Origin of the sequence: Pseudomonas sp. PLMAX (assembly GCF_046042685.1) — a bacterium.
Lineage (GTDB): Bacteria > Pseudomonadota > Gammaproteobacteria > Pseudomonadales > Pseudomonadaceae > Aquipseudomonas > Aquipseudomonas putida_AE.
Genome location: NZ_CP064949.1, coordinates 2,507,816 through 2,527,907 on the forward strand (window position 1 = coordinate 2,507,816; position 20,092 = coordinate 2,527,907).

The following is a 20,092-nucleotide window of genomic DNA, read 5'->3' on the forward strand; positions in this document are numbered from 1 at the left end:
CGGTGACGCGTACACAGTGGAGAGGAGTATTTCAAATGGCTAGAAAAACTGTTGAAGACCTGTTTATCCACGAGCTATCGGATATGTACAGCGCCGAAAAACAAATCACCCGGGCATTGCCTCGGATGGCGAGAGCGGCAACCAATCCGTTGCTGGCTGATGCTTTTACCTCGCATCTGGAGGAGACCCAGGGACAAATCGAGCGCATTGATCAACTGGTGGACTTGACCGGTATCAAACTCAAAAGGATGAAGTGCGTGGCCATGGAAGGCTTGGTCGAAGAATCAAAAGAGTTACTCGAAGAAATCGAGAAGGGTGCCGTGCTGGATGCCGGCCTGATTGCTGCGGCACAGAAGGTCGAGCACTACGAGATTGCCAGCTACGGCACGTTGATCGCAATGGCCAAACACCTCAAACTGGATGATGCCGTGACGCTTTTGGCCGCTACGCTGGCCGAAGAAAAGGGCGCAGACGAAAAGCTGACGAAGATTGCTGAACAAGGCGGCAATCAAGCGGCGACGATGGAATCCAAATAAGGCTATGGCGATCGAACCAGGACGACGTTGTGACTGCAACGTCGTCTGGTTTTTTCCTTTTTTCCTATTTTACTTTTTCGCTTCAAGGTTCGGATCATCTGAACGTACAAGGAAAGCTTGGGTGAGTTCAGGAAGATGCTCAAAGAGCCACGCAGCCATCGCCTGCTCCTGCGGCAAAATTTCTTCGCAAGCGGCTTGCGTCAGCGAGTCTCCCGCAGATTTTGCGGCAGCAATCAGAACGGTGTACGAGGCGATCTCGACGTTTTCAAAAACATAGCCCGCCATTGCGCCTTTGATGACTTCATCGCTCATCAATGAGCCGCCAACGGCTTGGCCAAACGCCATCAATTTGCCGGTCATATCTTTTATGGTGGATGAACTGCCGCCGAGCCTGCTCAGGCATTCGTCGATCAGCTTCTGCTGACCCAGCGTCCCCTGGATGTGAAAGTCAATGCGGGCCTTAAGTTTCGGATAATGCTCCAATCGCTCGGATTGAGCTCTGAGCATTTTTTCGGCTTGTTGCTCCATTGCATGCGCATCCCGCAGCCAGTCGAGCAGATTTTCTTGTGGAGTAGCCATGTTTGCATATCCTCTTAGGCGTGTAAGAGGTTGATGCAACGGAGCATGTTGAGTTCATCACTATGGATAACCGGTAAAATTTTGAGCATCAACAAGGGAGGGGTGGTCGAAACAGCAAATGGCGATAGCCGCGTTTTTACTGTTCTGCTCAGCGTCTCAGCTGCTGCATTCAAACCGCAGGAGAAAGGCAATGATTGACGAAACGGAAATCCGTGAAAGAGCGTATGCCCTATGGGAAAAGGATGCATGTCCCGACGGCGCTGATCACTTTTATTGGTATTTAGCCCGTGATCAACTCGAAACGGCGCTACAGCCATTGCATAGCGAGCGTGATGGTGAAGGGGAGGAGGAAGAGGGCAGTGTGGGTAACGGAGTTTCTGCAACAGTGGGTGAAGGGCCGTAACTTCAGGAGAAGGATTATGCCTGGAGCATACGTTTGTTCCTCCCGGCTCGGCCCATCACCATCGCTCGGCGCGGCGCTTAATCAATCAGTGACGGCAGGAATGGCTCTGTATCGAAGTATGAGGGTCAGCATCGAATGAGATGCCAGCGAACCTCTCCCTTGTCTTTCTGAATTCTGCGTTGAGGCAAAAAAAGCCCGCACATCTGCGCGGGCAATGAGGACATAGGCAGCCTGGCATGGCCAGCACAGGCATAACTTTAAGAACGCTTTTTATCGAAAGAGGTTCGCCCCGTTTTTTACGGACTGGAGGATAACCGACGGACGGCTTTGATCTCCAAGAACAACTGGTGGCGGAGTGATTCTTTCAGCAGGCATGAGCAATGATTGCGTTGGTGCCGCTCCAGACGTCTCTCACCTATAGGTCGCTCACGGTTCATCGGCTGCACCCGCAAATTTAGGAACACAGTCGTCGTCATGGCTCTCTAATGACTACCAATCATGGAGCCATGGTCATGTACGAAAATCGAAAAGGGCAAGCCTTAGCAGGCTGGCACAAACTTCTGGAACGGCCAGAAATCCGAATGACCGCCCAAGAGCAATATGAGGAACTGCTGCGCCTCGCCGAGGAATATTCGAAACAAGGAATCATCGATCGAGACGAAAGAAAACACTTGGTGACCGAAGCCACTCAGCGCTATGCCCAGGCGGTCGTGGGCGTTGGAGAAGGAACTTGATGATTAGCTGGTGACTCCCGGGGGCTTTCCTATTCGTCACCAGTTCGCCGTATGTCGACGGAGACGAACAGGCGCTTCCTATGTGCACGGAGGTATCGGTCATGTACACCGCAGTGAAAATGTTGGCGTATTCCAAATGGCATGAGCTGTTGACCAACCATGAAAACGCTATGGACGCCGAGGAGCGGTATGACGAATTGCTCAACCTGGCTGTCGAATATTGCAGCCGAGGAATCATCAACTCGTCAGAGCGAATCACCTTGATAGAAATGGCGACAACGGCCTATACGCGCTCGATTGCCGAGTCCTGAATTGTTCAAAACGTTGGTTGCTCTAGGATTTAATGAACATGCCTTCATTACTCTGGCAGACCACAATGGCTGCTCGAAATCGGATAAAGGCGTCCCTTATTAATCAGAGTTTTCCGATTTCGCCTGTGGCTTCTGCGATCATCAGTAATGTGTTTTCCATCTCCTTTACGGCGGCCTGAAGCTTTTGGAAGGACAGCTGAATAGCCTCCGAGCTGTCCACGGTTTGGTGCCCCCGCAGGGAATGGTTTTGCTCATCTTTTTCCAAGGATTCAACAGCGTTTCGCAACGACTGAAGCTTGTCGAATAAGCCATCAAAATGAGTACCTAAATGATTGCTCACGAGTGCATCCTCCTTTGAATTGCCCTTGATGAAGAGACTTGCCGGCCAGCTAAAAAATGCTGCGGATTAGGGAAACGGGATTCGATTCACGCAGACTTCAAATCGGCGGAACTAGCGACTGATGATGGGTCTCTCACAAGAAGGATTTGAGGGTGGCCGGTATGAGCGATGCCTTGGATGACTATCACAAAAAGCGTGATTTTGATGCTACGCCCGAGCCCTCAGGCGCGAAGAAGGTGCGAAGGAAAAAATCCAGCGCTGAGCATGCTTTGCAATTTTGCATACAAAAACACGATGCGACGCGCCTGCACTATGACTTTCGTCTCGAATTAGAAGGCACGCTCAAAAGTTGGGCCGTACCCAAGGGCCCAAGCCTCGATCCCCAGGTAAAACGACTGGCTATGGAGGTCGAAGATCATCCGCTCGACTACGCCACCTTCGAAGGCAACATTCCTGAAGGTCATTATGGTGCCGGAGACGTCATCGTTTGGGATCGCGGCGTGTGGAAGCCCATCGGTGATCCGATTGATTCCTTTAAGAAGGGAAGGCTTAAGTTCGAACTGGAAGGTGAAAAGCTCAATGGCGTGTGGAATCTCGTTCGAACGCATCAAGAAGGCAAACAAAAGCCCTGGTTTCTCATTAAGCATAAAGATGCGTCAGCGAGACCAGAGGCTGATTTTGACGTTGTTGTTGCGTTGCCTGACTCCGTCCTCAGTGATCGCACCATCATCCCTAAACGACGTGCCGGCAAGGCTGCTGAAGCCAAACCGGTAAAGGCATTGCCCTCCCAACGCGGTAAGTCATCCTCAGGAAAGCTGAGTGGCGCGAAGGCTGCTGCACTTCCCGACTTGATAAAGCCGCAGTTGGCGACATTGGTCGAGACAGCTCCAATGGGGGAGTGGCGCTACGAGATAAAATTTGACGGTTATCGGATGCTCGCTCGCATTGATAACGGAACAGTAAAGCTATTCACTAGGAATGGTCATGACTGGACGGCCAAGCTCCCCCGGCAAGCGGAAGCACTGGCTAGCCTGGCGCTAGACTCTGCATGGTTGGACGGTGAGGTCATCGCTGCCGATGAGGATGGCGTTCCCAGTTTCCAAATTCTGCAAAATGCCTTCGAATCGGGTAAGAGCGGGGCCATAGTTTTTTATCTTTTCGACATGCCCTACCTCAACGGCATAGATCTCAGAGAGGTAGCGGTCGAGGATCGCAGGGTCGCGCTTGCAAAGGTATTGGAGCGCAGCGAGGACGACATTCTTCGCTTCTCGGAAGACTTTGGCGAAGACGCCAGTGATCTGCTGACGAGCGCCTGCCAAATGAAGATGGAAGGCTTGATAGGTAAGAAGCTCGGAAGTCTGTATGTATCCCGCCGCTCGGATGACTGGATCAAGCTCAAATGCAAGCATCGTCAGGAATTTGTAGTGGTCGGTTACAGCGACCCCAAAGGTGCTCGGAGTCTATTTGGAGCTCTGCTATTAGGACTTCACGATAAAGACAGCGGTGAGCTTCGCTATGCCGGAAAGGTCGGAACCGGCTTCAATGAGAAAACCCTCAAATCTATTTATACCCAACTCACGCCATTGGAAGTCGATAAGCCGGCTGTCGTGAATCCACCGAAAGGTTTCGAAGCCAAGGGTGTTCACTGGCTCAAGCCAGAATTGCTTGCAGAAGTGGCTTTCGCAGAGATAACGAAGGATGGCTCGGTCAGACACTCGGTGTTTCATGGCCTTCGCAATGACAAACCGGCAAAAGAAATCACCGAGGAGAAAGCAAAACCTGTAAGCGAAGTGGATGGCGCGGCTCCTTCGAGGCGCCCCACGAAAAAGAAAAGCCAGGAACTCGCCGGCAAGATTCGGATTACCCATCCCGACCGCATAATAGATGCCACCAGTGGGTCGACGAAAATGCAGCTTGCGCAATACTACGCCGGCATAGCGCAATGGATTCTTCCTACGCTTAAAAACAGGCCCGTGGCTCTTGTCAGGGCACCCGAGGGGATCGCGGGTGAACTATTCTTTCAGAAAAACTCGGAGCGGTTAGCCATACCCGGTATCGAAACAGCGGCAGCCGAACCTGTGATGCTAGTCAACAACGTCGAAGCGTTGGTGGGCGCCGTGCAGATGAATTCGATTGAGTTCCATACCTGGAACGCGACTTCGCGGAATTTGGAGCTGCCTGACCGTTTTGTATTGGATCTCGATCCCGACCCAGCACTGCCCTGGAAAAGCATGGTCGAAGCAACAACACTCACCCTCACAGTCCTTGATGAATTGGGGTTGAAGTCTTTTATCAAAACCAGCGGTGGCAAAGGGATTCACGTTGTAGTCCCACTGACGCCAAAGGACGATTGGCCGTCAGTGAAGGACTTTAGTCATGCGATTGTTAGGTATATGGCGAAGCTCATACCTGATCGGTTCTCTGCCGTCTCTGGGCCAAAAAATCGCATTGGAAGAATTTTTATCGATTACCTACGTAACGGTAGAGGCGCTACTACGATCAATGCGTTTTCGGTACGAACCCGAGAAGGCTTGCCGGTGTCAGTACCTATTTTTAGGGAAGAGCTGAACGAGATCAAAGGAGCCAATAACTGGAATATTCACAATCTCCATGAGCGCCTGGGGCAGCTTGATGCGGATCCGTGGGCCGACTTCTCCAAAACTAAACAGACCATCACGAAGGACATGCGTCGAAAAATTGGAATGAAAATGTAAGTTTGGTCGGGCCTCAATTAGCCTTCGCAATCGTAAATGCTTTCATGACTGATCGATTCAGGGCGATGCTTCCGTCCAGTCCAACGAGGCGGTTTCGCGCCATTTGACCTCAGTAATTCCGTATTTTTCCGCTTGCGGCTTGGAGATGACCTTAAGCGGGGGACGTCCGGGTTTTGGGATTGGAGCGATGCCGGCATCGCAGCTTGCCCAATGCCATGCCTCTACGTTACCCATGGCTTGGGCACGGATGATGAAAGACTTCGGCTGACCATGAAGTTTGTAGTCGATGATGAAAATATCTGTGCGTGCCATGAGGATCTCCTTACGTTCTTACGCAAATGAGTCGCGTCGTCACAAAAAAATCAAAGCGTTGTTCTTTGGGCGGATTCAACCGGTCGTCGCAACACTGGATTGTTGTACAGACTTTAGATACTCATTCAGTGCTTCGGCAGGTGTTTTCCAGCCGAGTGTTTTTCGAGGTCTAGTGTTAAGTACGTGAGCTACCGCCTGTATTTCTTGAGCACTCCAACGAGAGAGGTCAGTGCCTTTCGGGAAGTATTGCCGTAGAAGGCCGTTCGTATTTTCGTTTGTGCCGCGCTGCCATGGACTATGTGGATCAGCAAAGAAAACCTTTACTCCGGACTCGATGGTAAATCGAGCGTGATCCGACAGCTCCTTTCCACGATCCCAGGTCAAAGATCGCCACAGCTCGATGGGAAGATCAGTCACCGTCTTCTTCAATGCATTGGCCATACTAACAGCCCCATAGCCAGCCAGCGCCGGGCCGTTCTTCGTGCGGGGAATTAGCCCATAACCTTTCTCGCGGGGCAGATGGACGAGCATGGTAAATCGAGTTGAGCGCTCGACCAGAGTTCCAATCGCAGAACGGTTCAGACCGATGATCAGGTCGCCCTCCCAATGCCCGGGTACAGCCCGATCTTCTACCTCAGCAGGGCGACTGGAGATCATGACGTCCTCGCTGACGTGTGCCCACACTTTGGCCTGCGCTCTGGCTCTCGGCACGCGCAATGCTCGTCCTGAGCGCAGGCAGCTCACCAGTTCGCGCTTGAGAGCTCCTCGACCCTGAATGTAGAGCGCCTGATATATGGCTTCATGAGAGATGCGCATGGATTCATCATCCGGAAAATCGATCTGGAGCCGGTTGGCAATCTGTTCAGGCGACCAGCCATTGACCCATTTACGGTCACTGCGATGCGGTTTATTTCGACCTTTGAAGGGCGCTTGCCGAGGCCCAGAGATCTCACGACCATCGGCGTCTTGAACCTTGCCCTCAAGGCGGTCGCGTACGTACTGGTGCAGTCGCGGGTTAGTGACCAGCTTTGCTGGTTTCGGTCTCTTGGCCACCAGTTCTGCCTTCCATTGCGCTACTGACGCTCGATATTCAAGCCGACCGCAACGGGTAGCAGCATTTCGTGTCAGCTCCCGTGAAATTGTCGATGGGCTTCGTCCAAGGCGACGGGCGATCTCACGAACGCCAACACTTTGCGCTCGAAGCAGCCCAATCTCTTCTCGCTCTGCAAACGATAAGTAACGTCCTGATATGTGATTCGACATGAATAATGGCATCCCGCCTCGATGACGGAACCAGCGTGTACCTACCGCTGTTGATACGCCAACGGCATGTGCTGCCTTTTCGCTTGTGATGCCTGTTGCAATCTGCACCCAAAATAGCCGCTCGATCTCATTACGAAGTGAGGGTGGAGAACGCATCGCTCCCCGGCCCGTCAATTTTTGCATCCATCCTGCGGGTCGTCCCATAAACACCTCGATCAAGGTGTTGCGACGACCGGTTGAATCCGCCTTGAATCGGAGAGTCAGGTTGAAGGAGTGACGTCACTGCGATGACCAGGTCATCCAGCGACCATGGTTTGAGCAGGTAAATGGCTGCTGCAGGCACCGCCTCTGGGCCGATCAGATAGCCCGACGTGAGAATTGCCTTGATGCCCGGCCACCTGCTGCTGACCATTTCGATGAATTCGATACCTTGAATTTGCCCCAATACACCGTGGTCGACGATGACTAGGCAGCACTGGTCATTTGCTCGAAGCAAATGGGTTATTGCGACGTCCGCTGAGTCGAACGCCGAGACCTTGGCGCCCATCTCTTCAACGATTTCCACCATCAGCGAGCGCAAGGTGGGATCGTCTTCGATCACGAGCACTTCACCCTGAAACGGCAATATGCCTTCCCAGTTTACGTGCATGCATAAGCTCCTTACCCACACATAGGACGATTTTAAGAGTCGAGAGCTGAGTGTATGTCCAATCCGCTAGACTGCAGCTCTAAGTGAGATTTGTATGACATGGATCAAGCGAGTTTGTTTAGAGACAGAGGACGTACACTTGGTAGCTGACCTTGAAAGGATCGACGCTCGTATCGTCTGGACGGCGACGAACCCAGTGGTCACCAGTGCCCGCCGGGACTACAGATGTCGAGGGGGGTTGGCGAATACCTGGTCAATCTTGGCGCTTCACTTGGGTTGCCTGCGCTGAACCCACAAATGAGTGCCAGCGTCTCTCTTTGACAACCGGTGTGTACTGGAGGGATCAAGTTGGAGTACATCGATTACGTGCAACGGCCAGCAATGGTGATACCAGTAGCGTCTGCATGGTTTATCGGTTTGCAACGAGCGTACCGGCGGATGATTCCTTTTTGGGGATTCATCCTCAGCAATGCGCTATGGGCGGTCTGGGGTCTTCACGCTGATGCCTACGCTCTGATCCTTCTTGAGTGCATACTTTTGGGGATGAACGCCCGAGGGTTTAAAAAGAATTTCGATGGCCACCGTCAGTCCGGAGACTGCTCGTTCTCCTTCCCCTTCGAGTTTTTCCTGAGCCCCCGAAGGTTCATCAGGAAAAGACAAACCTGCAAGACGATCAATGCATACGCCCTTGCATCGACTCCCCAAATAACCCACAAAACGTTGCTCAAACTGAAGCATATAAACCCGATCATCCGCCGTCTTGGCCGCTGCGATCCGATTAGCCATGCGGCGAGCACGGTCACAACCATCGCTGGCCATTGAACCCAATCCAGATAAGCCAAAATATCCTCCCAGCACAGTTCCGTGAGCCGAATCGCTATGTGGATGCCCCGTTAGTCAATCGGGCTTCTAATGGTTGGGTACTGCCTTCGATTTCGCGAGAACGTAGCACGGGTGAAGCTGACCGTTTGGATGGGTGGTGACAACTACGGATATTAGTGACCAGCCTTCATGAAGCTTCATGTTTGCGTCACTGGCCGACAGTGCTTCCATGACTTGGGCTGTCTCGGACATATGCATTTTGGTAATTCCCGAATTTTTAGGTTCAACCGTTAGGCGCCGAGCGCGGATAGGGGTTCCTTTATCAATGCCCACTTTTGAAGCGTTCGCGATCGTGCTGGGTCTAAATTCATAATTGAGACCATCGCTTGAGGGTATGAACTGGTGAGCAAAATAATCAGCGCACATGACTTGCAGATTGACCTTCATAGTGCGAGCGAAGCCGGGCTGTTCAAATGGCTGCTCGCCAGTTTCCTAATGGGTACAAGAATTCAGGGTGCGATTGCCGCCAAGGCGTACCAGGTCATCGTCGAGCAGCATCAGCGGGACACACCACAAAAGCTCGCGAACTGCACCCATTGTCAGTTGGTCGCGATGCTCGGCCAGGCTCGATACGTTCGTTACGATGAAACCACCGCGTCGCGTTTGCTCGCATTGGCCAGAAAGCTCAGCGATGAATATGGCGGCAAGGTGAGCAACATCGTGGAAGCTAGCGCTGACCGCCAAGCACTCGAAAAACGCCTGTCTGAATTCGAAGGGATAGGGCCCAAGACTATCGAGATTTTTATGAGGGAAGCAGCTGCGGTGTTGTTTTGAACAGCTCGTCATGAGTCACCTCTCTAACCTTGGCAACCTTTCTTCCTCGCTGCAGGTGGCTCGGAAATAGATAGCGGCGCATTCACATAACTCATTGCTTCTACGTCCAAGGGCTCGACTGAGCGTCCGTCGAGCGTGCGCTTCATCGATTGAACATACGTTCCTGCCCCTCTGACCGACAAGTCCGCGCATTTCACGAGGCCAACGGATGATGGCCATACGTCGTCCTCGGTGAACATACTCGTGGCAAATGGCTCTACCGCAACACAGCCGGTGGAGTCGTTGTCCGAGGATCGGAAAGCACAGGCGCTTGAGACTTGGCATGCACTGTTGAGCAAACCGGAAATTCGAATGACTGCTGAGGAGCAATACGAAGAGCTGCTTCGACTTGCCGAGGAATATTTGAAGCAAGGTTTTATCGATCGTGAGGAGCGTAAGGGTTGGGTGAGTGAGGCGACGCAGCGATACGCACTGGCGGTCGAAGGCGTAGGGGCGGGAACATAATCCGACAGTCTCATAATTCACTAGGTCTACGTGCAGGAGACAATCATGAAAAAGCTCTATGCTTGCCTAACCCTCTGCGGCGTTTTTATGCTGCACGGTTGCTTTGACAGCTCGAAAAACACCACCAAAGACAATACCGATGGCAGCAAGTCCTCTGTGCAAATGCAAGAAGGCAAGGCTGAAGAGAGCAAGTAGCCGGGCTCACACCAGTACATCAGCATAGGGTGTCTGCGAAACCTGCTGGCCGCTCAACTCTGCAAGCTGACAGCCACAAGGCATTTTCTGCATGCATAGGCATCCATGGATGTTATACATCAATTTGTAATTCCAGATCTCCATTTGCCAATCTGCGTGTGTGCACAAGAGTACCGGTCAACGGCTGCTTTGAAAGCTGCGTGACGGTTATCGTATGCGCCTTAAAAAGGTCATCCGGGAAGGGGGCTTGCACCTGAACTTGAAAGGCACCTGGCGTAATCGGGATGATCAAAGCCTCGCATTCCACGCTTTTTGCGATGGGGCCAAGAAATGTGTCCAATAGATAATCCAAGCGTATGCGGCAGCTCATGAACAGACTCCGTTGAGTACAGTGGTCAGAGGATTCACATTCACATATTCGCTAGAGGGTATATGGAGTGTTGAAGGTCAACGCGGGGCGTCAGTGACCCCCGCGAATTCGTTTTTGTGTTCAGACTAATACGGCCGAGTTTTGCAAGCCTCATCAATGATGTCGATGAAGTCATCATGGGCAACCGGCTTGCTCACATGGTAATTGAAGCCCGATTGTCTGGTTTTTTGCTGGTCACTGCTGCTGGCGTAACCCGTGAGCGCAATGGCCGGCGTGTACTTGTGATGGGCGATCTGGCGAATGGCCTGGATCAACGCGTGGCCATCCATGACAGGCATGCCGATGTCGGAAATGATTACGTCGTAGCTGCCTTCTTTCGCGGCTTTGAGGGCCAGTAGCGGGTCGCTGAAGGCTTCCACGTGGGCGTCCTCCATTTCCAGCAGCATTTGCAACACCTCCATCACGTCTCGAGAGTCATCCACCAACAGCACTTTCTGGCCAAGCAGGCGCCCGGATTCAGCCGCGTTCTGGGCGTGATCAGCCGCAGTCTGATGGGGGTGGCACAGCGGCAGGCGGATGGAGAAAGTGCAACCGCAGCCAATGCCTTCGGAACGTACATCCACCGAGCCTCCATGGGCTTCAACCAGTTGCCGCACCAGCGACAGGCCAATGCCTAGGCCATCGCGCTGATGGGTGGCGTGCTGGTTTTCCGCCTGGCTGAACAGATCGAACACCTTGTGCAGGTTCTCTGCTTCAAGGCCAATGCCGCTGTCGATGACATCCAGTTGCGCCATGTCCTCGACACGGTGGGCGATCAGCTCAATGCGGCCATCCCTGGGGGTGAACTTCAGGGCATTGTTCACCAGGTTCCAGATGATCTGTTCCAGGCGCGTGCTATCAGCATCGACTACCAGCGGTGGCTCCGGCGGCTGTGGTACCTGCAGGACGATTTCGCAAGGGTGTTGATCGTTGACCACCACCGTGTGGATGTCCTGCAGAATCCGTCCCAGATCCACCGCCTGTTTTTTCAACTTGAGTTTGCCGGTGCGCACACGGGCAACGTCCAGCAAATCGTCGATGATCCGCGCCTGGCTCGATACCGCGTCGCAAATGGTATTGACCGCCTTCATCGCCGGGCTGACGCTTTTGGTCATCGGCAAGCGGCGCAGCAGTTCGGCGTTAAGTTGAATGAGGTTGAGCGGGTGCTTGAGCTCATGGGACATCACCGCAAAAAACTCGTCCTTAAGATGACTGCTGGTCTGGGTTTCGGCCAGCCGTTGGCTTTGTTCGTCGTGCAGGCGCTTGTGACCGGTGAGGTCGCGGGCGATCTTGACGTACCCCTTGAGGCTCTCGCCTTCAAGGCGGATGATTTCAGCGCTGCAGTAAAAACGACTGCCGTCCTTGCGCAGGTGCCAGCGTTCGTCTTCGCCTCGACCGTGCTCGCGCGCGGCGCGCAGCTCAATTTCCGGGGCGCCTGAGTTGCGTTCCTCGGGTGTGAAGATCAGGTCGTAATAGGCGCCGAGCACTTCCTCCTTGGCGTACCCGAAAATCAACTTGGCCCCGGTGTTCCAGTCGGTGATTACGCCGTGATCATCAAGGATGATAATGGCGAAGTCATGGGTGCTTTCGGCCACCAGGCGCATGCGCTCTTCACTGATGCGCAACTCCTCCTCGGCGGCACGGCGCTTGGAGATATCGATGAAGGTCAGCACCGTGCCGTCGATGTGATCCTCGCTGGAGCGGTAAGGCAATAGACGGGCGATGTACCAGCGCTGGTCGCTGCTGCAGACTTCACGTTCGATCATGTTCAGCGACTCGAAGACTGTCGCCGCATCCTCGGCTATCTCCGGGTAGTCCAGGCGGTGGGTGATGTCCATTAGCGAGCGCCCGGTGTCGACCGGCAACATGCTGAAAATCTCGGTGGCCCGTGGGGTAAACCAGCGGATGCGCATGTTGCGATCGACGAACACGGTGGCAATGTCGGTGGAGGCAATCAGGTTGGTCAGGTAGTCGTTGACCTTGTCGGTTTCTTCGACCTTGGCCTTCAGTTCGGCATTGACGGTCAGCAGCTCTTCATTGATCGATTGCAATTCTTCCTTGCTGGTTTCCAGTTCTTCGGTGGCTGAGCGCAGTTCTTCGTTGATGGCGTGCATTTCTTCATTGGAGGCCTTGAGCTCTTCGCTGGAGACTTCCGACTGTTCTACGGTCTCCTGCAACTGCAGCTTGGTGCGCTGCAGTTCATGCTCCAGGTTGGCCAGCATCTGGTTTTCGGTCTGGCTGGCAATGCCATCAAGCTGCGCTTGAGGATCGACCTCGCATTCCTCGAAGATCACCAGGGTGTATTCGCTGTCAGTTTCGTCATCCTTGTAAGGATGCACCTTCAGGTCGACCAGGTAACTGCGCTGCTCACGCTCGATGCGGATCTTGCGCGAGGTGACCGGCAGCCCGCTCTGCTGTACCTGGTATAGCGTGGTGCGAATGTCCAGACGCAGATCCGGGTGGGCCAGGGTCAACAGGTTGCGTGATAGCTCGCCGGCCACATAGCGCAGGAAGCGCCCGGCGCCTTCACTCATGTGCAGGATATTGGCGCTGGCGTCGACAATGATGCTCGGCGGCGCGGCCTTTTCCAGCGCCCGCAGGTGGATGTCGGCAAACGACACCTTGCGTGCCACGGCCGGTTGCAGGGGGCGGGTGGCGACGGTGGTGCGTGCATAACCACCGCGGGGCAGCGTGGGTGCGCGGCGGGGACTGCTGGACACGCTCTTGGCGCGGAAGATGCGGTTGCGTTTGTCCACCGGCGTAAACAGATCCAGGCAGCCATCGGCGGATTCCGAGGAACCGAGAAATAGGTAACCGCCAGGGCGCAAGGCAAAGTGGAACATCTGCATGATGTCGCGCTGCACCTCGCGGTCGAGGTAGATCAGCAGGTTACGACAGACGATCAAGTCGAGTTGCGAGAAGGGCGGGTCGAGCAACAGGCTGTGCTTGGCGAACAGCACTTTCTCGCGAATTTCCTTGCGCACGCGGTAGTGATGGTTTTCCAGGGTGAAATATTGGCGCATGCGCGGCGGCGGAACGTCGGTAATGATGGCCTCGGGGTAGACGCCACTTCGACCAAAGGCGATCGCGCGATCATCGATGTCGGTGGCAAACACCTGCAGCTTGGCCGGGCTGGACTCCAAGGTCATCTGTTCGGTCAACAGGATGGCCAGGCTGTAGGCTTCCTCGCCGGTGGAGCAGCCCGCCGACCAGACGCGTATTTCCTCCCGATGCGGCAAGGTGTCCTGCAGTGCTTTAACCAGATCGGGAATGACATTGCGTTCCAATGCTTCGAAGGCCTCGCGGTCGCGAAAGAAATTGGTCACGCCGATCAGCATATCCCCCAGCAACGCCTTGGTTTCTTCGGGGTGGGCCTGCAGATAGTCGTAGTAGGCGCCCAGATCCGGCTGTGCGGTCACCTGCAGGCGACGCTCGATGCGGCGCAGTACGGTGGCCCGCTTGTAGTGTTTGAAATCATGACCGGTTCCATTGCGCAGCTGGATCAAGATGTTTTGCAGCTGCTGCTCGGCCATGGCGGCATCACGCTCGGTAGCAGGAGGGGTGGTCTTGATTTCCGGGTCGTTGGCGGTGGGGAGTGTAATGGACTTGGAATTACGCCAGAGCTCCAGCAGCTTTTGCGGCATCTCCACCACAGGCAATACCAGATCGACCATCTGCGTATTGATGGCAGCACGGGGCATGCCGTCGTATTCGGCATCTTCCGGTGTCTGCACCAGGGTGATGCCACCTTGCTCCTTGATCCGAGAAAGCCCCACCGCACCGTCAGAACCAGTGCCGGACAGTATCAGGCAGAAGGCCCGCTCCTTGTGCACATCGGCCAGGTCTCGGAAGAACAGATCAATGGCAACATGTATCCCGGGAGGCCGATCCGATGGCGTCACCGACAGATAACCATCGTTCATCATCAGGTTGTGCGCCGGCGAGATGACATACACGGTGTTCTTTTCGATGGCGACGGTCTCGGTTACCTGCCGCACCGGCATTTTGGTGACTTCCTGAATGATCCGGTCGACTTGGCTGGGATAATCGGGCGACAGGTGAAAAATAATGACAAAGGCCATGCCATTGTCATGCGGCATGTGCTCAAAAAATGCTTTCACCGCTTGGAGGCCGCCAGCAGAAGCCCCGATGCCGACCACAGGAAAGGGCAAGGTGCTAGGTATCAGCTCCTTGCGCTGTGGGACATTGGGGGAGCGCTTTACGGAAGACTTCATGATCAAAGGCCTGAATGGAATGCTGCAGTCAAATCGTTATGCCGTCCAACCATACTACTCATGTTTTCAGGTGAGCGGTCACTGACTAGCTACGCCATTGCTGCCGGCGCGGGCAGAGAAATTCCTAGCCTCAAATCATGTCGCTTTACTCTATGGATTGGCTAAGGCTCATTTACCAGCTCTTCCGCTCTTACTTTCGATGGTTCCCATCTGTGGGTATTTTGGAGCTTCGGTGAGGGGAAATGCTCATTCAGTAAAACGGCATGCTCTAGCGCTTCTCTAAATCGGTTTTTTGCCCTTTTTTTTAGCTGCAGATAAACCAGAAACATTTCACTGTCGAAGTCACTACGTTCCAGGAGGTCGAGTGCTGATCGATTGATGGCGTTCGCCTCCTCGAAAAGCTTTTGGTTTTGTTCCATTGCTACGCGGCGGCAGGCAATAATCTGGTCGGCTGAATAGTTGGACATGACGGTTCTACCTTCAAATCATCCCTGTCATTTAGCTGATCGCCCAAATCCTAAAATGGGCGTCGGTTTCGGTTCTCTACAATTCAGACCGTATGATCGGCAGGGATTATCAAAGAGGTTCTATTTAAAAAATCGATCATTTGGCGATGAAAATGACAAATGAAGGCCACTTTTTAACTGGTCAAAGACGACGTATGAATGACCGAAGGATTGATTGCGTCGCAGGGCTGATGTCGAGTTCATGCAGCATGCTCAGCGGATGCCAGGAACACTCGGCGATCTCGTTTTGAGGCGTCGCCTCTTCGGCGTGGAGGACAAAGGCTTCGAAAACGTGGTGAAGGGTACGATCCGTTTCAAAGTCAAACATGTACAGAAGCTGTTCAGCGTCTAGTCCCGTTTCTTCTTGGAGTTCTCGAGCAGCTGCTCCGACAATCGCCTCGCCAAGCTCTACTTTTCCGCCAGGCAACGCCCATTTTGACGCCGGCTTGCGAACCAGCAAAACCTGCCTATCTCTCTCGCAAATGACAGTGGCCCGGATCTTCATCGTGAGGTCGCCCAGATCATTTTTCTCGCCTACGCCTTTTTTCCTTCCTTATGGACTAATGAGTGGGAGGCTTCATAAAAATTCCGAGAAAATGTCGTGCCCATCGGGGCAATAGCAACGCCATACGTCCACCGCAATGAACGAGCTTTCGCCTGCGTCCTCTATTGAGTAAAGACGACGGAGCTGCGGTCATGTACAGCGAAGCGAAAATGCTGGCCTATGCCAAATGGCACGAAGTGTTGACGGATTCCGACATCTTGATGGATGCGGAGGAGCGATATGATGAGCTCCTGAAACTTGCTGACGAGTATCGATGCCGAGGGATCATTGAAAGATCGGAGCGCAACACATTGATCGAAATTGCAACGGCGGCCTACGCGCGATCGGTAGCAGACCTTGCAACGTAGACATTGAGTCTTAGAAGTCTTAGCGATGTTTGTGGCCTTTCATGGCAAGTTTCTGCCTGGCATGCTGGCAGAAGGTCGATCTGAGTGCCAGGTAGATTTCAAAACAGAACTTTGTTTGTTTCGGGGTCGCAATCTCATGCTTGATCAACTTCATTCACATGCAATTCTGACCGCTTTCTCGGCGCGTTGGATCCCCAGCTTGACGTCAGTCGTTATCCTCTGCTCTTTGAGTTGTTGCACCAGGAAGGGTTGACCGCCTCGCGATTTCACTTCTGCATCTGTTGCATCGACTTGCGCCTTAACCGTAGCGGAGTGCTCCGTGATGACAGCTTCAGCTTCCTCTTTGTTTTTCGCGGTTTCCAGCGCGTTTATCAGTTTGCCCACCTCATTATTTTCCGCTTCGGCGTAGCTTTCAATGGAAAGGCCAGTTGCCATGGCCCGTGCTTGTATTTCAATGGCCTTCAGATGTTCCCGCGCTACCCTGCACTGTTCATCCCGTTGCCGATTTTCACTAACCTCCCAAACGCTGAACACGAATATTCCGACCGCCACGAAAAAGAGGACTGCAGCAATACCAATGAATTTGTCTTTCACGTTCACCTACGCCCAAAGGCCAAGGAAAGAGGAGGGATCATTTGATCCGAGAATGGAAAGGCTAGCCTAGGATGCGGGGGAGGTTACTCAATAAATCGCAGCCCAAGCCCGCAATTGCGGAAGGTTACCCCCAACTTCGAGCCTTGCGACAAAAGGCTTTGGCAACTTACCCACCTTAAAGGGTGCATCAACGCTGATAATTGGATCTAGACCTGCTGTTGATAGATGGCTTGATTATTGCTCAGCTGCTGTAGCTGAACATTCAAGAATGCTAGCAATAGGAGACTAGAGCCTTGTGGAAACATCCTCTGCTTCTCGGCATCACATTCGGAATGGGGATCCTGGCAATCGGATGGGTCTCGAGCATTGTCGTCATTCATTGGATGATGCGGTAGGAAGCTCCCAATGATGAATGCATTAAAAAAGCCATTTTTTGCATCGCTCACTGTTCGCTTCTGGCCGTTTTCTGCCCGTCGCGAGAGGCAGAAGTCGGCCCCGAGCTGACATTTCAGAGTCAGCTCAACGTCCCCGCGATTGGCCGCCATTAGGCCTTACTGGGGAGACCGCATGTATTGATAGCGCACCTCTCCGTTATCTGAATTGACAAACCAGAAGTCACCTTTGTCTGCTTTTACCCTAACGCATTCAGTAGGGTAACCCGGGACGTCAATTTGGTTGCTGTTGCCAGTCTACTGACGTATGGGCGCATCGCCGATGGACTCTGCCGCAACGACTGAGGTCAAGATGGATAACGGAGTGTGATTCTTCGGCGGTAAGCCATTCGCCATATCTTTCGTGCTCGCTCTGGAGACGATCATGAACACAACGCATTTGTTTCCGTTAAAACATGATCGTCATCCTGCCCCTCTAGCAAGCGAAAGCCCTCAGGACACCGCTCGAGCCGACTGGCTTTACAACGCAGCGGAAGAACTTCTACGCGGTAACAGCGTGTCATTCCAGCGTCGCATGAGTCCTCAGCAAGGCGTAACTGCTGAGGATTTCGCCCTGGCAGTGGATGAATACGTGAACAGCCGTCTTGCAGATAGCGAGGTGCATACCTCGGCGCTGGGTTGGCTGATCATCACCGCCGAGCGAGGACATGCCGACAAAACAGCTATAGCCGAACTGCTGGGCAATTGTGATCACCCATTGGGCAGGCTTGGCGAGATTGCCGAGGCGCTGCTTGAACCTCTCGCCGATGACGCTCTGCTAGCCAAGGCTGAGGATGAGCTATGAGCACAAACCTTTGGGATCAGCTAGTTTAAGAATCAGAATCAAGTAGGGACTCAGAGAGGAATAACAATGATCGACGAATCGATAGTCCGAGAAAGAGCTTATGAGTTGTGGGAAAAAGATGGTCGTCCTGAAGGATCTGAAGAGTTCTATTGGCGACTTGCGCAAGAACAGCTAGAGGCAGAAGCCACACGTCAAGCTACGGATGATGCGTGGCCAGCAAAAGGCGAAGCCAGCCGCTTTGATCACTGATGACTACAGTTTCTTCACCAGCCCCATCTGGCGAGCCTGCGACTGATCAGAGACAGTGTACAAGCCCTCGATGGCGCCGTGATTCAGTGTTCCCTACGATCAGGGCTATCCTGCTGGTATTCCATCAGTCCTCATCATTTTCTGCTCGCCGCGCTTCCCGTTGAAGCTGGTTCACGAAGCTTTGGACTTTGCGTTGCATCAGGCCGTTGAGGTTATGGAAGCGCACACCTGCGAAGGTTCTGTCGATACGCGCTTCATAGCGAAGGTGGCGTATCTCAAGCATCGTTAGATTCACATCCAGCGGAGCGCTGGCAGACATACGTTCATAGATACATCCGATTCGAAGCTGGTCTTCAAGATTACCATCGAAGCTTACGCTGCAACCTGTGGCGGAAATTTCGAGTAGTCGCCCACGCAGAGCGCCGTTACGCCGCAGCTTGTCGCCGTCCAGGTAAATATCGATTCGTTGTGCCGATCTGAGCCTCGCTCGGAAGGCGTTGCGGCGCTGAAAATACATTACTTCGTAGGGCATACTCATTTGGTAGCAGTGCAGGCCGCCCGTCGTACATGAGCGTAAATAACTGCTGCACTCCCACGCGATCAACACGCCGCCGTGCGAGCTTTCGATGCGATAAGGCTCCCCGTCTTTCAGGAAAGCTGCAGCATCATGAGAAATTATTTCATCTAGCGCGAGCGTGTGGCGATCGCTGTCAACCTGAACCAAATATGTCCTGAAACTTTTCCCCTGTTGAGGAAAGGTTAAGGTCAGAGGCGCACGTGTGTTCACTAATAACTGTAGCGTCGAAGCGATTTCCAAAGGGGTTCTCAATACCTGGTGGGGCTGTGAAACATCAACGTTTTCAGACATTGGCAATCTCTCGTGCAAAGATACGCAATCAAGGCATTTTGCCACTACTGCCTTGCACGATAGACGTAGAACGGCGACGCATCTGGAGGAGCGATGAACGGTATAAAGTTCGAGCAAGTACCGCGTTGAATGTAAGAAACTGGGAGGCTCATTACGTGGCGCAGTGGCCTATTGCGTGTCCCGAGGCAACTATAAAACTCTCATACCCCAGTCATAAAGAAACGTGTACTGAAGAACCTGGACAGGATTCCTGACCATGTATAGGCCAGTTATCCGATTTAGCAGTGGCCTCCGCGCATCTCTGCGCTATGGTTATTTTTCCGACATATGAGACTAAAGTCGTAGGAGGGCGGGGCATGCGAATTCGCGGGGATGTTTTTTGGCAATGGGCTGATCCGGCGCTTCACCATCGAACACACGACGAAACGTTAGACGACGGAACCTTCATTGATGTCCAAGTGAGGCTGTCGCGCACGGGAAACACGCAGATGTTCATTGGAGTGTATGCAGCGAGCGGAATGGCTTTGCATGAAGAGGCGCTTGATTCCAGGCCAGGTGAATCAATGACTCGTGCTTTAGCATGGGGAGTGGGGTGTGCAAGGCGACTCGCGATTGGTCTCAAACCTACTGAAAGGCATGTTGCCTAGACTTGTCGAAGCCAAATGCGGGAACCACAAGACGCTGAAAGAGTGGAAGGCTGAGCACGGTTCCGCGACTGTCGAGTCTTGGCTGACCAAGTGATTTTGGTTTGAGTACAAAGGGCTCTTCGTGGGCCCTTTTTTGAGCGCCACTGTTTCTTCAACCGATGCATTTCAGGATTACTCGAACAGAGATTTGCATAACCGAAGGTAACGTTCAGCAAATACAAATGCGAATACATATCAAAT

Annotated in this window: 24 protein-coding genes and 1 pseudogene; 13 read left to right on the forward strand and 12 right to left on the reverse strand. The window is 53.2% G+C overall.

Annotation, left to right across the window (positions count from 1 at the left end; genetic code table 11):
- The first annotated feature begins 35 nt into the window (after window positions 1–35).
- Window positions 36–536: a ferritin-like domain-containing protein gene (locus tag DKB71_RS11605; RefSeq protein ID WP_408600456.1), complete on the forward strand. Its 501-nt coding sequence runs from the start codon at window positions 36–38 to the stop codon at window positions 534–536.
- A 69-nt stretch (window positions 537–605) separates the two neighbouring features.
- On the opposite strand, the gene DKB71_RS11610 is transcribed toward DKB71_RS11605, so the two are convergent.
- Window positions 606–1,115, reverse strand: a complete 510-nt coding sequence (locus DKB71_RS11610) for a ferritin-like domain-containing protein (RefSeq protein WP_408600457.1) — start codon at window positions 1,113–1,115, stop codon at window positions 606–608.
- A gap of 190 nt (window positions 1,116–1,305) precedes the next feature.
- Between DKB71_RS11610 and DKB71_RS11615 the strand changes: the two genes are divergently transcribed.
- The 3 genes from DKB71_RS11615 (at window position 1,306) to DKB71_RS11625 (ending at window position 2,563) form a co-directional block, all read left to right on the forward strand.
- A complete protein-coding gene (locus DKB71_RS11615) occupies window positions 1,306–1,518 on the forward strand; it encodes a DUF2934 domain-containing protein (protein ID WP_408600458.1) in 213 nt (70 codons plus the stop codon).
- 512 nt (window positions 1,519–2,030) lie between these two features.
- A complete protein-coding gene (locus DKB71_RS11620; protein WP_408600459.1) occupies window positions 2,031–2,252 on the forward strand; it encodes a hypothetical protein in 222 nt (73 codons plus the stop codon).
- 101 nt (window positions 2,253–2,353) lie between these two features.
- Window positions 2,354–2,563, forward strand: a complete 210-nt coding sequence (locus DKB71_RS11625; RefSeq protein ID WP_408600460.1) for a hypothetical protein — start codon at window positions 2,354–2,356, stop codon at window positions 2,561–2,563.
- A gap of 103 nt (window positions 2,564–2,666) precedes the next feature.
- On the opposite strand, the gene DKB71_RS11630 is transcribed toward DKB71_RS11625, so the two are convergent.
- On the reverse strand, window positions 2,667–2,903 hold the full coding sequence (locus DKB71_RS11630; RefSeq protein ID WP_408600461.1) for a hypothetical protein: 237 nt from the start codon (window positions 2,901–2,903) through the stop codon (window positions 2,667–2,669).
- A 161-nt stretch (window positions 2,904–3,064) separates the two neighbouring features.
- Here DKB71_RS11630 and ligD point away from each other — a divergent pair, with 161 nt between their 5' ends.
- Window positions 3,065–5,617 (forward strand): DNA ligase D, encoded by a 2,553-nt coding sequence (gene ligD, locus DKB71_RS11635; RefSeq protein ID WP_408600462.1) that lies wholly within the window; start codon window positions 3,065–3,067, stop codon window positions 5,615–5,617.
- Between the two features lie 57 nt (window positions 5,618–5,674).
- On the opposite strand, the gene DKB71_RS11640 is transcribed toward ligD, so the two are convergent.
- From DKB71_RS11640 to DKB71_RS11655, 4 genes are all read right to left on the reverse strand, one after another.
- On the reverse strand, window positions 5,675–5,929 hold the full coding sequence (locus DKB71_RS11640) for a DUF6555 family protein (protein WP_408600463.1): 255 nt from the start codon (window positions 5,927–5,929) through the stop codon (window positions 5,675–5,677).
- Window positions 5,930–6,004: 75 nt separating this feature from the next.
- On the reverse strand, window positions 6,005–7,375 hold the full coding sequence (locus DKB71_RS11645) for an IS30 family transposase (RefSeq protein WP_408600464.1): 1,371 nt from the start codon (window positions 7,373–7,375) through the stop codon (window positions 6,005–6,007).
- Window positions 7,323–7,841, reverse strand: a complete 519-nt coding sequence (locus tag DKB71_RS11650; protein WP_408600465.1) for a response regulator — start codon at window positions 7,839–7,841, stop codon at window positions 7,323–7,325. The genes DKB71_RS11645 and DKB71_RS11650 overlap by 53 nt, the downstream gene beginning before the upstream one ends.
- A 584-nt stretch (window positions 7,842–8,425) precedes the next feature.
- On the reverse strand, window positions 8,426–8,650 hold the full coding sequence (locus DKB71_RS11655; RefSeq protein ID WP_408601090.1) for a hypothetical protein: 225 nt from the start codon (window positions 8,648–8,650) through the stop codon (window positions 8,426–8,428).
- A gap of 415 nt (window positions 8,651–9,065) precedes the next feature.
- Between DKB71_RS11655 and DKB71_RS11660 the strand changes: the two genes are divergently transcribed.
- From DKB71_RS11660 to DKB71_RS11670, 3 genes are all read left to right on the forward strand, one after another.
- Window positions 9,066–9,497: a DNA methylase gene (locus DKB71_RS11660; protein ID WP_408600466.1), complete on the forward strand. Its 432-nt coding sequence runs from the start codon at window positions 9,066–9,068 to the stop codon at window positions 9,495–9,497.
- A 351-nt stretch (window positions 9,498–9,848) separates the two neighbouring features.
- A complete protein-coding gene (locus tag DKB71_RS11665) occupies window positions 9,849–10,001 on the forward strand; it encodes a hypothetical protein (RefSeq protein ID WP_408600467.1) in 153 nt (50 codons plus the stop codon).
- A 45-nt stretch (window positions 10,002–10,046) separates the two neighbouring features.
- Complete coding sequence (locus tag DKB71_RS11670; protein ID WP_191635209.1) at window positions 10,047–10,196, forward strand: hypothetical protein; 150 nt, start codon at window positions 10,047–10,049, stop codon at window positions 10,194–10,196.
- Window positions 10,197–10,308: 112 nt separating this feature from the next.
- On the opposite strand, the gene DKB71_RS11675 is transcribed toward DKB71_RS11670, so the two are convergent.
- The 4 genes from DKB71_RS11675 to DKB71_RS11690 all read right to left on the reverse strand — a co-directional run bounded on the left by DKB71_RS11675 (window position 10,309) and on the right by DKB71_RS11690 (window position 15,851).
- On the reverse strand, window positions 10,309–10,566 hold the full coding sequence (locus DKB71_RS11675; RefSeq protein WP_408600468.1) for a hypothetical protein: 258 nt from the start codon (window positions 10,564–10,566) through the stop codon (window positions 10,309–10,311).
- A gap of 125 nt (window positions 10,567–10,691) precedes the next feature.
- The gene (locus DKB71_RS11680; protein ID WP_408600469.1) at window positions 10,692–14,840 is read right to left on the reverse strand and encodes a CheR family methyltransferase; all 4,149 of its coding nucleotides are present in this window, start codon (window positions 14,838–14,840) and stop codon (window positions 10,692–10,694) included.
- A 161-nt stretch (window positions 14,841–15,001) separates the two neighbouring features.
- The gene (locus DKB71_RS11685; RefSeq protein WP_408600470.1) at window positions 15,002–15,307 is read right to left on the reverse strand and encodes a hypothetical protein; all 306 of its coding nucleotides are present in this window, start codon (window positions 15,305–15,307) and stop codon (window positions 15,002–15,004) included.
- A gap of 181 nt (window positions 15,308–15,488) precedes the next feature.
- Entirely contained in the window at window positions 15,489–15,851 is a 363-nt protein-coding gene (locus tag DKB71_RS11690) for an NUDIX hydrolase (RefSeq protein WP_408600471.1), read from the reverse strand.
- A 191-nt stretch (window positions 15,852–16,042) separates the two neighbouring features.
- Here DKB71_RS11690 and DKB71_RS11695 point away from each other — a divergent pair, with 191 nt between their 5' ends.
- On the forward strand, window positions 16,043–16,258 hold the full coding sequence (locus DKB71_RS11695; RefSeq protein WP_408600472.1) for a hypothetical protein: 216 nt from the start codon (window positions 16,043–16,045) through the stop codon (window positions 16,256–16,258).
- Window positions 16,259–16,408: 150 nt separating this feature from the next.
- On the opposite strand, the gene DKB71_RS11700 is transcribed toward DKB71_RS11695, so the two are convergent.
- On the reverse strand, window positions 16,409–16,852 hold the full coding sequence (locus DKB71_RS11700) for a hypothetical protein (RefSeq protein WP_408600473.1): 444 nt from the start codon (window positions 16,850–16,852) through the stop codon (window positions 16,409–16,411).
- Window positions 16,853–17,668: 816 nt separating this feature from the next.
- Here DKB71_RS11700 and DKB71_RS11705 point away from each other — a divergent pair.
- Entirely contained in the window at window positions 17,669–18,088 is a 420-nt protein-coding gene (locus tag DKB71_RS11705) for a hypothetical protein (RefSeq protein ID WP_408600474.1), read from the forward strand.
- 66 nt (window positions 18,089–18,154) lie between these two features.
- Window positions 18,155–18,337, forward strand: coding sequence for a DUF2934 domain-containing protein (locus DKB71_RS11710; protein WP_408600475.1), 183 nt, complete (start codon window positions 18,155–18,157; stop codon window positions 18,335–18,337).
- 124 nt (window positions 18,338–18,461) lie between these two features.
- Here the strand turns inward: DKB71_RS11710 and DKB71_RS11715 are convergent, their stop codons facing one another.
- The gene (locus DKB71_RS11715) at window positions 18,462–19,205 is read right to left on the reverse strand and encodes a flagellar brake protein (RefSeq protein WP_408600476.1); all 744 of its coding nucleotides are present in this window, start codon (window positions 19,203–19,205) and stop codon (window positions 18,462–18,464) included.
- A gap of 356 nt (window positions 19,206–19,561) precedes the next feature.
- Between DKB71_RS11715 and DKB71_RS11720 the strand changes: the two genes are divergently transcribed.
- Both DKB71_RS11720 and DKB71_RS11725 read left to right on the forward strand, forming a co-directional pair.
- Window positions 19,562–19,852, forward strand: a complete 291-nt coding sequence (locus DKB71_RS11720; protein ID WP_408600477.1) for a hypothetical protein — start codon at window positions 19,562–19,564, stop codon at window positions 19,850–19,852.
- Between the two features lies 1 nt (window position 19,853).
- A pseudogene (locus DKB71_RS11725) lies at window positions 19,854–19,946 on the forward strand (transcriptional regulator); the annotation flags it as partial.
- Window positions 19,947–20,092: the final 146 nt, after the last annotated feature.

Coding starts and splice junctions, on each gene's coding strand:
- DKB71_RS11650 (WP_408600465.1), bottom strand. CDS start 7,841: ATGCACGTAAACTGGGAAGGCATATTGCCGTTTCAGGGTGAAGTGCTC.
- DKB71_RS11625 (WP_408600460.1), top strand. CDS start 2,354: ATGTACACCGCAGTGAAAATGTTGGCGTATTCCAAATGGCATGAGCTG.
- DKB71_RS11685 (WP_408600470.1), bottom strand. CDS start 15,307: ATGTCCAACTATTCAGCCGACCAGATTATTGCCTGCCGCCGCGTAGCA.
- DKB71_RS11620 (WP_408600459.1), top strand. CDS start 2,031: ATGTACGAAAATCGAAAAGGGCAAGCCTTAGCAGGCTGGCACAAACTT.
- DKB71_RS11665 (WP_408600467.1), top strand. CDS start 9,849: ATGACTGCTGAGGAGCAATACGAAGAGCTGCTTCGACTTGCCGAGGAA.
- DKB71_RS11615 (WP_408600458.1), top strand. CDS start 1,306: ATGATTGACGAAACGGAAATCCGTGAAAGAGCGTATGCCCTATGGGAA.
- DKB71_RS11680 (WP_408600469.1), bottom strand. CDS start 14,840: ATGAAGTCTTCCGTAAAGCGCTCCCCCAATGTCCCACAGCGCAAGGAG.
- DKB71_RS11705 (WP_408600474.1), top strand. CDS start 17,669: ATGAACACAACGCATTTGTTTCCGTTAAAACATGATCGTCATCCTGCC.
- DKB71_RS11610 (WP_408600457.1), bottom strand. CDS start 1,115: ATGGCTACTCCACAAGAAAATCTGCTCGACTGGCTGCGGGATGCGCAT.
- DKB71_RS11695 (WP_408600472.1), top strand. CDS start 16,043: ATGTACAGCGAAGCGAAAATGCTGGCCTATGCCAAATGGCACGAAGTG.
- DKB71_RS11720 (WP_408600477.1), top strand. CDS start 19,562: ATGCGAATTCGCGGGGATGTTTTTTGGCAATGGGCTGATCCGGCGCTT.
- DKB71_RS11670 (WP_191635209.1), top strand. CDS start 10,047: ATGAAAAAGCTCTATGCTTGCCTAACCCTCTGCGGCGTTTTTATGCTG.
- DKB71_RS11715 (WP_408600476.1), bottom strand. CDS start 19,205: ATGTCTGAAAACGTTGATGTTTCACAGCCCCACCAGGTATTGAGAACC.
- DKB71_RS11690 (WP_408600471.1), bottom strand. CDS start 15,851: ATGAAGATCCGGGCCACTGTCATTTGCGAGAGAGATAGGCAGGTTTTG.
- DKB71_RS11655 (WP_408601090.1), bottom strand. CDS start 8,650: ATGGTTGTGACCGTGCTCGCCGCATGGCTAATCGGATCGCAGCGGCCA.
- ligD (WP_408600462.1), top strand. CDS start 3,065: ATGAGCGATGCCTTGGATGACTATCACAAAAAGCGTGATTTTGATGCT.
- DKB71_RS11645 (WP_408600464.1), bottom strand. CDS start 7,375: ATGCAAAAATTGACGGGCCGGGGAGCGATGCGTTCTCCACCCTCACTT.
- DKB71_RS11675 (WP_408600468.1), bottom strand. CDS start 10,566: ATGAGCTGCCGCATACGCTTGGATTATCTATTGGACACATTTCTTGGC.
- DKB71_RS11640 (WP_408600463.1), bottom strand. CDS start 5,929: ATGGCACGCACAGATATTTTCATCATCGACTACAAACTTCATGGTCAG.
- DKB71_RS11710 (WP_408600475.1), top strand. CDS start 18,155: ATGATCGACGAATCGATAGTCCGAGAAAGAGCTTATGAGTTGTGGGAA.
- DKB71_RS11605 (WP_408600456.1), top strand. CDS start 36: ATGGCTAGAAAAACTGTTGAAGACCTGTTTATCCACGAGCTATCGGAT.